This is a genomic window from Planctomycetaceae bacterium (assembly GCA_041398785.1).
Lineage (GTDB): Bacteria > Planctomycetota > Planctomycetia > Planctomycetales > Planctomycetaceae > JAWKUA01.
Genome location: JAWKUA010000004.1, coordinates 150,731 through 163,929, shown reverse-complemented (window position 1 = coordinate 163,929; position 13,199 = coordinate 150,731). Strand labels below are relative to the sequence as shown.

Sequence of the window (13,199 nt, the reverse complement as noted above, 5' to 3'; positions counted from 1 at the left end):
CGGATCTGCCGATTGTGCCCCGGACAAATCCGGTGGATTCTTCTCAAGTCGAGGCACCCCGCCATGACCGCCGCGCCGCGTTTGACCATTGCTGCACTGCTCGCCGCTTCATGCCTGGCACTTGGCGACATCCCGGTTGCGGCCTGGCAGTCGGAACAGGCGGCAGAAGAAGCCGCAGCCGCTGCCCGCGGCGGCAACCTGACTCGATTCAACCCGCTGATCGGGTCCTGGCGCGGCGTCGGTCAGCCGCAGCGAGGATCACGTCGCGGAGCCTGGACAGAAGCCGTCGACTGCCAGTGGGATTTCACAGGCCGGCAACCTGCCATCGTGCTGACTGCAACGGATGGCAGGCAGTTTGATTCGTTGCGTCTGGGAATCGATCCGGAAAGCGAGCGTCTGATCCTGACACAAAAGTTCGGCGACCAGACTCGGGACTTCTCCGGACCGCTGCCGGAAAAGTGGCCTTCAGAACTTCAGTTCCTTTCGGAAGCTGACGACGGGACTTCCTTTCGCTGCACGCTTCAGCAGCTCAGCGACATACGCGTTGTGCTGCTGCTGGAACAGCGAAGCACGCCGACCGGCAGTTTTCGCCGCATCGCGGGAATCGGGTACACGCGCGAAGGAGCCCGGCTGGCTCAGGCCGGCGGCAGCCAGCGAAAGTGTGTCGTCACCGGAGGACTCGGCACCATCGCTGTCGTTCACGAAGGGAAGACCTGGTACGTTTGCTGCGAAGGCTGCCGTCAGGTGTTTGAACAGTCGCCTGACGAAATCATCGCCGAATACCGCCGCTCCCTGGAGGAAACCGGCAAGCCGACTCCGTAGGTGAGGCCTTGGCAGGACGGTCCGGTCGCTGCGTTGAATTCGCAATGCCGCGTGGATAGTGTCCGTGTCCCTGCTGCCGGCGAAGTGGCGTTCGACCGCGTCGTCACATCAGCCAACCCCGTATCCGCGACTGCCTGCGGACGGCGAACTCAGACCATGTTTCGATTTCTGGGCCATCTTGCCTCGCGAAAAGCGCCGCTGATTATCGCCCTATGGGTTGCGATTCTGGCCGGTGCCGTGCTGGCTGCGCCGGACTGGCTTAGTGTCGCGGAAAACGGTGAGTTTGCGTTTCTGCCGCAGGATTCCCCAAGTCGGATTGCGGAGCAGGAGTTTCGCAAAGCATTCCCGGAACAAAGCCTGGCCAGCAATGTCGCACTGGTACTTCGACGCGAAACGTCAAAGGTCGGACTGCAGGACAGCGACCGCGTGTTCATCGCGGAAGTGTTGATTCCCAGGCTTCGAGAAATTGTCGGCTTCCCTGAAGGCAGGGATACTCTGCGAGACGATGCCGGCGACGGACCCGTGCCGCCTGACGCGATCGTCAACAAGCTAAGCTGGTACGGTGTCAATCCGTATGTCGGCGACCTTTACGACAGCACGGACGGGCAGGGTTCGCTGATCGTGATGGAACTGCGATCGGAGTTTCTCGACCAGGCCAATAACGCCCTGATTGCACGCGTGGAAGACTTCCTGGAGGAACTTCGCCGCGAACCAGCCGGCAGCAGTCTGGCCATTCCCAGAGGACTGGATATCGCGTTCAGCGGTTCGGCGACATTCGGTCGGGACATGCTGCAGGCTCAGCGGGAAAGTGCTCGCGCGACGGAACGCTGGACCATCATTCTGGTCGTATGCCTGCTGCTGATTATCTACCGCGCTCCGCTGCTGGCTTTGATTCCGCTGATGACGGTTGCCGTTGCGACGACAATTACGCTGAAGCTGCTCGCGATCGGTGCTCAGTTCGGCCTGGTGAAACTGTTCAACGGAATCGAACCGTACGTGACCGTGCTGGTCTATGGAGCCGGTGTCGATTATTGCCTGTTCCTGATTGCTCGCTACCGCGAAGAACTGGACGGCGGTGCGGCCATTGAGGAAGCGATCGCCGGAACGCTGGAAAAGATTGGTTCGGCACTTGCCGCCAGCGCCGGAACTTCGATGACCGGCATCGGCATGATGGCGTTTGCGGAGTTCGGCAAGTTTCAGCAGGCCGGGATTGCCATCACATTCGGTTTCGCGGTTGTTTTGCTGGCCGCGCTGTCACTGACACCGGCGATTCTGCGACTTCTGGGCCGCTGGGCGTTCTGGCCGAATGTTCCGCGACAGGACGTCAGTCATGAAGCCGGCTGGCCCGCTCGATCCGATTCGTTCACGCGGCTGCTGCAATCGAACTGGCTGCAGCAGGGCTGGCACTATGTCGGACAGCAACTGCTGAAGCGTCCGCGAAAGATGTGGCTGAGCGCCGTCGGCGGACTTCTGCCGTTCGCCATGATCGGAGTCGTCTTCTATGGCTATCTGAGCTATGGATTGCTGTCGGAACTGCCGGATTCCGCCGCCAGCGTTCACGGTGCGAAGGCGCTGCAGACTCACTTTGCCGCCGGGGAGATGGCTCCCGTTGACGTGATCCTGTCCGTTCCGGGTGCGAACTTCGCGGAGGAAAAAAGCGGTCCGGACATCGACGCCATTGAAGCGTTCACGAATGCAATCGTGGAAAGGAAAGGAGAACTCGGACTCACAACGGTTCGTTCTCAATCCGCTCCAAAAGGCCAGCGAGACCTGCTTCCCAACAACGGCGATGGGTTGAGTCGGGCGAACAGGGTGACAATCATCACGGGCATCAAGACGGTGGCCCGCAATCTGTACCTGAGCCATGTTGATCCTACGGTGGCTCGGATTGAACTGGTGTTCGAGCACGATCCCTTTTCCCGCAGCAGCATCGAGGAGTTTCGCGGCCTGCGAACGACTCTTCCCGAACTGCTGCCGGAGCGTTTCAAAGGCGCGTCGCTGTTCCTGAAAGGTGAAACCGCCAACATCAGTGACCTGAAGGACGTGACCGATCGTGACCAAATTCGCATCGATATCCTGGTACTGGCGGGTGTCTTCGCGATCCTGTGGATCCTGCTTCGAAAGCCAGGCATCTGTGCCTATCTGATGTGTTGCGTGTTCTTCAGCTACATGGCGGCCCTGGGCTTTACGTTTTTCGTTTTCTGGGCGATGGATTCCACCGGGTTCACGGGACTCGACTGGAAGGTTCCCATGTTTCTGTTCACGATCCTGATCGCCGTGGGGGTCGACTACAACATCTTCCTGATGACTCGCATCACCGAAGAACAGCGAGCTCATGGTCCCGTAACGGGGATCATTGTAGCGCTGGAACGCACGGGCAGCATCATCAGCAGTTGCGGCATCATCATGGCAGGAACGTTTTGTTCACTGCTGTCAGGCAGCCTGATCGGCATGGATCAGCTTGGCCTGGCCCTGGCGGTCGGTGTCCTGCTGGACACGTTCGTTGTCCGTCCGGTGCTGGTTCCGTCGTTCCTGATTCTGCTGGTTGAGGGCAGATTGGGGTTCGCAAGCCGCTGGGCAGGATTCCCGCCAACAACGCAGGCTTCCCAAATTCCCACGTGACGAAATTCGTCAATCTGTGACGGCAATTGCGCCGAATTAGATGGGGCACAGCGCCATTTCCGCGCGCACTGGATTTCCGCGTGAACTGGTAATGCCGGAAGTCAACAGCGTTCGGAAAACTTGGAGGAACAGGGCAGGAGGCCGGACCATGGCGGAGAGTTTTCGAACGTTGCCGGTCTTCGGTCGGTTGCCTCACGGCTACCGAATGGACCCGGAATTCGGTGCCGTCTACGACGCTTCGCCGGCGGCGGCGGACGACCTGACGCTTGTTCGCGGCATTCGTACTCGCGAAGCCGTCGCGTTGAATCATTTGGGCGTGTACTTCCTGGCTCAGATTGCCTACTGGCAGCAGCCGGAGATCGTTGCGTTTGCCGAAGAACTTGGCATGTCGCCGTCTCAACTGATCGACGAACAATGGGTGGAGCAGGCTCAGAATCTCTGCCGCCCGTCGGCGGTCGCCGCTCCGGCGCATCCCATGCCTGCATCCGTAATTCGTACGTGTTCGCTGCTGGCGATCGCGATCATGGCAGGCTGCCTGGTTGTGTACTGGTTTGGCATTCGATCCGGCGAACCGATGCGCGGCGTCCTTTCGGCGGACATGACGCTGCTGCGAGTCCCGGTTGACGCACGGCTGGTCGCATCGCATGTGACGGCGGGCAGCGAAGTGTTTTCGGGTGAGAAGCTGCTGACGCTGGAAAAGACGGAGCATTTGAAGCTGATCCAGACTCAGCAGCAGCAGGTTCGTCGGCTGGAAGAAAGACTCCATCAGGCGGAAGCGCAGGTGACGCTGGAGCTGGGATGGCGAACGCGCGACATCGATCGCGAAATCGCGGAAGTGCGAACGCGCGCGGAACTGATCCGGGAGGTCAAACGGCGGCCCCCGGAGCCGCGCCGGGCAGCGGCGTCCGCAAATGAGTCAAACGACTCCGACCCTGCACAGCCGTCTGCGGCGGTAGCGGTGTCGCGGACTCGTGCATTCACCGCCAGCGGCATGGGCAGAGCGAATTCGCTGCTGTTCGTCAGCGGGCACTCCGGCAGCGCGACAGTGGATTTCGCGCCGGCACTGCATCTTCCGCCGCCTTCGGTCAATCCGCCGGTCGTGGCAAGGCAACCGGCACCGGACTCAGAACCCGTTGAGGAATCCCGAATGCTGCTGCTGGAATCGCGGACCGCCGAACTGCGCCTGCAGCAACTGGAAGAACTCAAGAAGGGCCTTCCGGCACAGGTCAGGCAGGCGGCGGGTGTGGAATCGCTGCGAATGCAGCACGAAGAGGCGGCTCGGCAGTTGGCGGAGATGACGGATCTCAGCCGCGAAGTCGATTTGCTGTGCCCGGAATACGGCACTGTTGCGGAAGTCCGGTTTCACGAAGGCGACACTCTGGCGGCGGGCGAAGTTGTGCTGAAGATCCTGCACATGGACCGGCGATTCGTTTCCATCTACGTGCCGGGACGCCGCATGAATGAGCTGGGTCCGGGAACCGAAATCGATCTGATCTTTCCCGGCGGTGACCAGTATTCCGCACGGGTTGTTGAACTGCCCATGCTGGCTGATGCGTGTTCCGTCGACGGCGACAGCGTCGCGACTGTTCGGGCGGAACCATGCGGCAGGCTCTGGCCATCAGTCCCGGTCGGCACGCAGATTGAGGTCATCCCGAACCGGTAGCCCGGTCACCGCCGGGTTGTCAGTGATCGCGATCGTCGTTGAGCACCGGTCCGTCGCATCGCCGGACGCTCGCGATGTCGTCGATGGAAAACGGCCCGAGATCCGTCAGTCCGCCATCGGTCTGCTGTTGAACCAGCACCAGCATTCCCCTGCGGCTGCGCCGGCTATCCGGGAATCCTTCGACCAGTCGTCCGTCGCGAAGCTGCACGGACACGCGGTGCGTTTCATTGACTCCGGGCAGACCTTCGTGAGTCAGCTCCGGAAACCGGTCCCACGCCCAGGTCCACAGCGAGGCATTCGCGTCCGCGCGCCCCGCGATGTCCAGCCATTCAAGATCCGCCTGGCGCAGGTGTTTGAGTGCAGCCTGAAGACACCACGGACGCAGGACCTGCTCAATCCACCGGCGCCGGGATGCGGCCAGATCGTCGAACGACAGTGGAGCGTCAACGGCAGTATCCGGGGAAGAATCAGTTGGCATGGCAGTGACTTCGGTTCGCGCAGGCAGCATGAAAAGGAGTGATCGAAAAGCGACTTCGGATGACACACCGTTGCGAGAAGGTACTGAAATGCTCCGCTGTGAGCACTGGTGCGGGAACGCTGTGTGACACATTCCGGCAGGAATCGCGGGCCGCAGTGGTCAGAAATGATCGGTAACGCGCAGCACCGCACGTGATGACTTTACACGCTTCAATCACCGGCGGGACGCTGTCCAGCGACAGGCAGCACGGCGTGACGTCCGATGCCTTGCCGACCACCGCAGAAACCGCATTTTCTCGAAAGACAGTTCTCGACGCTGGACACCTTCAGCTACAATGCCAGATCGCTGATCCCGCCCAAACTGCACGCCTGCCGACAGAATGTCACGTGTCTTGTGCGGGAAGCTGTGTCCCGCCGCAACCCTGCCTGCCGTAGTCATCCCGCGATATGCACTTCGATCCGCACCGCCAGCCGATTCTCGTTCTTTCATACTGCGCCGCACTTGCGCTGGTGTCGTGTTTTCCGCCACAGGCTGCAGCCGACGAAACGACGACGGAATCCAGCGCGAGTGACTTCGCTGCGAAGGCAGTTCCGTTCCTGGAAAAATACTGCGCGTCCTGCCATTCCGGGAGCGATGCGGAAGGGATGGTGCGACTGGACCAGTTTGCGGAATCCGCCGACGTTCAGAATCACTTCGAGCTCTGGGAGAAAGTCATCCTGGTGCTTCGTGAACAGCAGATGCCTCCCATCGACGCGGATCAGCCGGAGACAGCCGAACGCGTCGCCGCATTGCAGGCTGTGTCGCAGGAGCTTGACGCATTCGACTGCGGCGCCGGCAGCCGGCCGGGGCGAGTCACGATTCAGCGGCTGAACCGGGTTGAATACAACAACACGATTCGTGATCTGGTCGGACTCGATTTCCAGCCCGCTAAGGATTTTCCTTCGGACGACGTCGGCAACGGCTTCGACAACATCGGGGACGTGCTCACGCTGCCTCCGATTCTCATGGAAAAGTATCTCGACGCTGCACGTGACATCGCGGCTCGTGTGTTCGCCGACGAGAACGCGCGAAAGCGTGTGCTGATCCATACCGCTGCAGGTGATTCCATCGAAGAAAAGGTGGAAGTCGCGCGGCGCAACGTCGACGAATTCGCGTCGCGAGCCTTTCGACGCCCGGTCACGCAGGCCGAATCAGATCGACTGTTTCGGATCATGACGCTCGCCTACAACGCTGACTCCCAAGAGAACGAAATCTTCCAGACAGTGGTCACCGCGGTTCTTGTGTCACCACACTTTATCTACCGAGTCGAACTGGACGCCAACAGCGAAGCGACGGACGGAGTCCGGCCGCTGAATGACTTCGAACTGGCGTCGCGGCTGTCGTATTTCCTGTGGAGCAGCATGCCGGATGAACAACTGTTCGAACGTGCTCGTCGCGGTGAACTGCACACCAGAGAAGCGGTCGCCGAAGAAGCCACCCGCATGCTGAATGACCCGAAGTCCCGCGCGCTGGTGGAAAACTTCGCCGGACAATGGCTGCAGCTTCGAGACCTGGACCGGCTGACTCCGGATCGGGAACTGTTCCCCGACTTCAACGATTCCCTGCGGCAGGCCATGCGCAAAGAGTCGGAGATGCTTTTCGAATCGCTGATCCGCGAGGATCGCAGCGTGTTGGAACTGTTGACGGCCGATTACACGTTTTTGAACGAAGCGCTGGCCGGTCATTACCGGATCGAGGGAGTCACGGGCGACGAATTCCGAAAGGTGCCGCTCACCGGTGCGCGCCGCGGAATTCTGACGCAGGGAAGTATCCTGCTGCTGACTTCCAATCCCACACGAACATCACCCGTCAAGCGCGGCAAATGGATTCTGGACAACCTGCTTGGCGAACCGCCTCCGCCGCCGCCGCCAAACGTTCCCGAACTGGAAGCCGGCGCTGAGGCTCTCGGTACGCTGCGGGAACGAATGGAGCAGCATCGGAGTAACCCCGCCTGTGCCGTTTGTCACACCAAGATGGACGCCATCGGATTCGGCCTGGAAAACTTCGATGCGGCCGGAGCCTGGCGTGATCGTGACGGACGCTCCGAGATCGATCCGGCCGGTTCGCTGCCGGGAGGCCGGACATTTGCAGGACCGGTTGAGTTGATCACGATTCTGGCCGAAGAAAAGAAGACGGAGTTTTGCCGCTGCATGACGCAAAAACTGCTGACCTACGCCCTCGGACGGGGTCTGCAGCCGTTTGATCGCTGCACGGTGAAGCAGATCGTCCGCCAGCTATCCGAAAATGACTACCGCTTTGGTATACTCGTCCGGGAAATCGTCACCAGCGGTCCATTCATGACTCAGGAAATCGAAGGTTCCCGTTAATTCACTTTCGCACCGTGGCAATTCACTTCAAAGGTCCGGGACAAATCCGGAAAAGCGAGGCATCACATGATTAGTCTGACCCGAACGCGAATTTCCCGACGGACGGCATTGCGCGGACTGGGAGTCTCGATGTCGCTGCCGTGGCTGGAAGCAATGGCCGGACCTGCCGCGTCAGCTCCCGTGCCCGCACCCGCGCGAATGGCCTTCATCTTTGTTCCCAACGGCGTCAACCTGTCACAGTGGACGCCGAAGACGGAAGGTTACGGTTTCGACCTGCCTTATATTCTGGAACCGCTGGCGGATGTGAAGGATGACGTGCTGGTGCTGAGCGGTCTGACTCACGACAAGGGTCGAGCGAACGGCGACGGACCCGGCGATCATGCTCGCAGCGCTTCCGTGTTTCTGACCGGCGCTCAGCCGCGCAAGACGGACGGCGAAAACATCCGCTCCGGTGTCTCCGCGGATCAGGTGGCGGCACAGGCCATCGGACAACTCACACGGTTCTCGTCACTGGAACTCGGATGCGAACAGGGACGCAGCGCCGGCAACTGCGACTCCGGTTATAGCTGCGCGTATTCGTCGAACATCTCCTGGTCGTCGGAGTCCACTCCTGTCGGCAAGGAAACCAATCCGCGGCTGGTGTTCGAACGACTGTTTGCCAGCGGTGCCTCGAAGGATGTCGCGAAAAGTCAGCACAGCCGCCTGGAACTGCAGCGAAGCATCCTGGACTTCATTTCCGAAGACGCAAAACGGCTGCAGACGAATCTCGGACGCAGCGATCGACGCAAGCTGGATGAATACCTGACCGGCGTCCGCGAAATCGAACGCCGTCTTGGAAATACCGACGCTCCGGTCGTTTATTCCGAAGACCTGAATTATGCCCTGCCAGCCGGCATTCCGTCCGACTATGCGGAACACATCCGGCTGATGGCCGACATGATGGTTCTGGCGTTTCAGACGGATACAACGCGCGTCGCCACCTGTATGTTCGCCAACGCCGGCAGCAACCGCAGCTATCGGCAGATCGGCGTGCCCGACGGACATCACGATCTGTCACATCATGGCAGCGATCCGAAGAAGCTGGACAAGATCAAGCAGATCAATCGCTTCCATGTGGCGCAGCTGGCGTGGTTCCTGGGGCGACTAAAATCCATCCGCGAAGGCGAACGCACGCTGCTGGACAATTCGATGATCTGCTACGGCAGCGGACTCAGCGACGGCAACCGGCACAACAACGAAGACCTGCCGGTGATTCTTGCCGGCGGCGGCAGCGGCACGATTGATACGGGACGACACATCCGCTTCGAATATGAAACGCCGATGTGCAATCTGTTCATGTCGATGCTCGACCGAGTGGGCGCGTCAACGGACTTCATCGGTGACAGCACCGGACGCCTGAAGGGTCTCACCGTTTGAACCGGCGACCGTTTGAACTTGCGGCAGTCGCCGGTTGCCATGATTCAACCGCGGAACTGAGTGTCGCGTACGGTCGCAGCTCACTGTGGCGGTCGTACTGACGGAACCCGGCCGTCCGGATCGGATTTCGCCTGCGCGGAAATGGCGACAGATAAGTAATGATCAGTAGTCGAGGGCTGTCCGTGATTCGATCGACCCTGTTCGTGCTCGTGTTATTCGCGGTTGACGGCTCAGCGTTCGCTGCGGCTGAAGATATCCGCGATGCGTCCATCGACTCACTCGTCGCGAACCTGAAATCAGACGACGTCGATAAGCGCCGCGACGCAGCCTACGAAATCGCGCGGCGACGTGACGACTCACCGGCCACGGTCGACGCACTGGCCGGCGCTGCAAGTGATCGGGACGAACAGGTGCGGTTTCAGTCCCTGATGACTCTGGGCCGCATCGGGGACAGAGCGGCCCCGGCCATTCCGGCGCTGATTGAATGCCTGTCACACCGCGATGACCAGGTTCGCTATCGCGCGGCGTCCGCATTGGGCAGGATTGGATCGGCGGCGGTTCCGGCGCTATCCGACGCCGTGCAAAGCGAAAACACAACGATCCGTCGCAGCGCGGCTGTGGCTCTTGGCCTCGTCGGACCACAGGCCGATTCCGCGCTGCCGTTGCTGCAGCAGCGGCTTGCCGACAACTCCGGCGACGTGCGGGAAGCCGCGGCACGCGCCATCACGGCAATCGCGCCCCGAGACGACTCGCTGCTGGCCGAAATTGTGGCGAATGACAACTCCCAGGTTCGCCAAATCGGGATCGATGCGATTGCCGAGTTTGGTGCGAACTCCGCCGCCGCACTTCAGCTATTGCGTGATTCTGCGGAAGATTCCAACCCCGTCGTTCGTTCCATGATCGTGCTGGCGCTGTGCCGCTCGGACATCCCTGCGGATGAAAAGCAGGCAACGATCGAGCGCGCTTTGCAGGATTCGGATACTTCCGTTCGAGCCGCCGCTGTCGTCGCTTTGGAGAAGTCGAAGCTGACCGGAGAAAGTATTGCCCAGTCGATCGCGCGACACCTGCAGAACGAAAACGCACAGGTCCGGAACTCCGCAGTCGCGGCCCTTGGCGTCCTGAAGTCAGACGCACGGACAATCCTGCCGGCACTGCTGGAAGCGCTGCAAAGCGGTCGGGTCGACCCCGGACAGACGGCGTCAACGCTGGTGCGTATCGGCCAGGATGCGATTCCGCAACTGCTGCAGGCCGTCGCCAACAACCACGATGCGGTGCCGGTGATCGCCGACGCGCTGGCCGCCATCGGGTCGCCCGCTGCCGATCCTCTGATGCACGCCGTGACCGACTCCGACGCGGCCGTGCGGCTCACAGCCATTCGCGCACTGGGAAATATCCGCCCCGTCACCAGTGAAGCGCTGAATGCATGCGCGAAGGGCTTGACCGATGATTCTGCTGACGTCCGTGCCGCGAGCGTCAGAGCTCTGGTGGAAACCGGCAAAGCTGCTGACTTCGCTGCCCCTGAAATCGCGGCAGCCGCTGAAGACAGCGACGCCGACGTTCGTGCGGCAGCCGTGCTTGCAATCGCCGCATTCGACTATCCGACGGACACCGTTGCAAAGATCCTGAACGCAGCAATCTCCGACAGCAGTTCGCTGGTGCGGGCAAACGCTCTAACGGCTATCAGTGGCAATACGGCGATCCTGAAGACTCGCCTGGACGACGTTGTTCGCTTCTTCGCTGACGAAGCTCCGGACGTGCGAGCCTCAGCAGCCGCAACTCTGGGAACACTGCCGGCGGACGACGTTACTGACAAGGCTCTGGCTGCGCTGGCAACCGCGCTGGCCGATGAGGACAATTCCGTTCGAATCTCGGCGGCCGGCGCGATCGCGAACATTGGCCGTTCCAGCAATGAACTACTGACCGCTTTGTCTGGCAATCTCGGCCACGATGATCAGCCTCTGGTGCTGGCCGCATTGAACGCCGCTGCGGCTCTGGGGCACGACGCCGCCGGCGTTGCGGATTCCGTCACGCCCCTGCTGCACCATCCGGAAGCTTCCGTTCGGGCAGCAGCCGTTCAGGCGTTTGCGGCGATTGAGCCGGACAGCGAAAAGCGAACGACTGCATTCCTGGAACTGCTTCGTGATGACGCGTGGGACGTCCGACGGAATTCGGCGGAAGGACTTGGCAAGCTGGGACCTGCCGCCAAAGCTGCGGTTCCGGTGCTGTTCGAAATGCTGGACAGCAACGACGACGCGGAATTCGCCCGCGCCGCCATTCGCGACATTGATGCCGCCGGACCGGATGCCGTTCCGGTGCTGATCAACGGCCTGAAGTCCAGTGACCGCCGAAAGCAATACTATGCGGTCTTCCTTCTTAGAAAAGTGGGCTCGGAAGCCGCCGATGCTCTGCCAATCCTGGAAGAAATGTCCAAAACGGAAAACCGTCGCCTGCGGGATTCGATCCGGGAAGCCATCGACGCAATCCGCAAGAGCGAATAGCGATGCTCACGCAACGGGCCTTCAGAAGCTGTCCACGGGACGCGCCGATCGTGTCCGGTCGCAGTTGTCCGGTGAGCCCCGGAATGTCTCGTTCCGTCTCTGTGCACACGCTACATTGCGTGTATGCCGATCAAGTTTCGCTGCCACCATTGTCAACAGTTGCTGGGGATTTCGCGATCACGGGCAGGAGCACTTGTGGATTGCCCACAGTGCGGACGATCGCTGCGAGTTCCGTCGCTGGACGGAACAACGCGAGCCGTACCGAATCCGGGAGAATCAGTCCGCCGCGATGGCGACCTGCTGGCAGCGCTAAGCGAACTGTCGGAACTTGCCACCAGCACCGACGATGATTCGGGCAACACCAGCGACCGGACAGAACACGATTCCAGGCTACGGCCGGTTCCCTCCGAACCGCTGCCCAATGCGGAAATCATTTCGCTTCCCGAGCCCGCTATCACAGTTCCGCCGACTTCCGATTCCGATCACGACACGGACTTCGACGAATCCATCGCGACGACATACGCCCGCGAGCCACTGCGGGAACTCGCGGAGTCGTTTGATCAGGCCGTCGGTCAGCCGAGTCTGAGTGAACTCGGTTTCGAACAGACGCCGGCCCGCACACTCCCCGGTGCAACATGGTGGCTGATTTCGGGAATCCTGATGCTGGCCTGTCTTGCCGGCGGCTGGTGGATTGGTCGGAATGGCGCGGACGGCAGTCGTCGATCGACGGACGCAGAACTGTCGAACTCGGGGGACGGTTCAGCAGCGGGAGCGGCAGCGTCGCGTCCGCGAAATCCGGTCGCCGTTGCGAGCGTCCGCGGGACCGTGATGTATGTCGATCCCTCCGGCCGAAGCGTGCCCGACTCGTCGGCGCTTTTGATCCTGCTGCCGACCAGTCGTCGCGGTGACATGCTGCTGAGTTCACGAAGCCTTCGGCGGGAGACGGAGCATCCGGACTTTCAGGCGACCGCAGCCGCGCTGGCGATTCTCGGCGGCGCGATCGCCGTTGCCGATGGCGACGGTCGTTTTCAACTGGATGCGACCGGTCACGGCAGCCATATTCTGGTCGCGGTCTCGCGTCATATTGAACGGCCAAACGACCTGCCGGTGCCGCCAGCCGTCGAGAAGGCACTGTCCGGATACTTCGACAGCATCGGTCACGCCCCGGGTCGACTGGCCGCGCAGGCAGTCGACGTGGCCATCGATGACACGACGACAGTTGATGTGAATCTGAAGGATTTCGCGGCAGGCGTCGGTTCCGGCGAGTGAGCGTACGAAACAACTCCTGCCGACGGCGATGCTCGGGGCGCAGGCACCGGCGATCCGGAATATCG

The 13,199-nt window shown here is 61.1% G+C and carries 8 protein-coding genes; 7 read left to right on the top strand and 1 reads right to left on the bottom strand.

Going from position 1 to position 13,199, the window contains the following annotated elements; all coding sequences use genetic code 11:
- Nucleotides 1–63 precede the first annotated feature (63 nt).
- From R3C19_06220 to R3C19_06210, 3 genes are all read left to right on the top strand, one after another.
- A complete protein-coding gene (locus tag R3C19_06220; protein ID MEZ6059937.1) occupies nt 64–822 on the top strand; it encodes a hypothetical protein in 759 nt (252 codons plus the stop codon).
- Between the two features lie 156 nt (nt 823–978).
- Nucleotides 979–3,444, top strand: a complete 2,466-nt coding sequence (locus R3C19_06215; protein MEZ6059936.1) for an MMPL family transporter — start codon at nt 979–981, stop codon at nt 3,442–3,444.
- A 148-nt stretch (nt 3,445–3,592) separates the two neighbouring features.
- Nucleotides 3,593–5,107, top strand: coding sequence for a hypothetical protein (locus tag R3C19_06210; GenBank protein ID MEZ6059935.1), 1,515 nt, complete (start codon nt 3,593–3,595; stop codon nt 5,105–5,107).
- 19 nt (nt 5,108–5,126) lie between these two features.
- Here R3C19_06210 and R3C19_06205 read toward each other — a convergent pair whose 3' ends face one another.
- On the bottom strand, nt 5,127–5,585 hold the full coding sequence (locus tag R3C19_06205) for a hypothetical protein (GenBank protein ID MEZ6059934.1): 459 nt from the start codon (nt 5,583–5,585) through the stop codon (nt 5,127–5,129).
- A gap of 509 nt (nt 5,586–6,094) precedes the next feature.
- On the opposite strand from R3C19_06205, the gene R3C19_06200 reads away from it, so the two are divergent.
- From R3C19_06200 to R3C19_06185, 4 genes are all read left to right on the top strand, one after another.
- On the top strand, nt 6,095–7,951 hold the full coding sequence (locus R3C19_06200; protein ID MEZ6059933.1) for a DUF1592 domain-containing protein: 1,857 nt from the start codon (nt 6,095–6,097) through the stop codon (nt 7,949–7,951).
- 66 nt (nt 7,952–8,017) lie between these two features.
- Nucleotides 8,018–9,367, top strand: coding sequence for a DUF1552 domain-containing protein (locus R3C19_06195; protein MEZ6059932.1), 1,350 nt, complete (start codon nt 8,018–8,020; stop codon nt 9,365–9,367).
- A 182-nt stretch (nt 9,368–9,549) separates the two neighbouring features.
- Nucleotides 9,550–11,865, top strand: a complete 2,316-nt coding sequence (locus R3C19_06190) for a HEAT repeat domain-containing protein (protein MEZ6059931.1) — start codon at nt 9,550–9,552, stop codon at nt 11,863–11,865.
- 123 nt (nt 11,866–11,988) lie between these two features.
- Entirely contained in the window at nt 11,989–13,134 is a 1,146-nt protein-coding gene (locus R3C19_06185) for a zinc ribbon domain-containing protein (protein MEZ6059930.1), read from the top strand.
- Nucleotides 13,135–13,199: the final 65 nt, after the last annotated feature.

Excerpts from the sequence above, each read along its gene's own strand:
- R3C19_06220 (MEZ6059937.1), top strand. The coding sequence starts at position 64 with ATGACCGCCGCGCCGCGTTTGACCATTGCTGCACTGCTCGCCGCTTCA.
- R3C19_06215 (MEZ6059936.1), top strand. The coding sequence starts at position 979 with ATGTTTCGATTTCTGGGCCATCTTGCCTCGCGAAAAGCGCCGCTGATT.
- R3C19_06210 (MEZ6059935.1), top strand. The coding sequence starts at position 3,593 with ATGGCGGAGAGTTTTCGAACGTTGCCGGTCTTCGGTCGGTTGCCTCAC.
- R3C19_06205 (MEZ6059934.1), bottom strand. The coding sequence starts at position 5,585 with ATGCCAACTGATTCTTCCCCGGATACTGCCGTTGACGCTCCACTGTCG.
- R3C19_06195 (MEZ6059932.1), top strand. The coding sequence starts at position 8,018 with ATGATTAGTCTGACCCGAACGCGAATTTCCCGACGGACGGCATTGCGC.
- R3C19_06185 (MEZ6059930.1), top strand. The coding sequence starts at position 11,989 with ATGCCGATCAAGTTTCGCTGCCACCATTGTCAACAGTTGCTGGGGATT.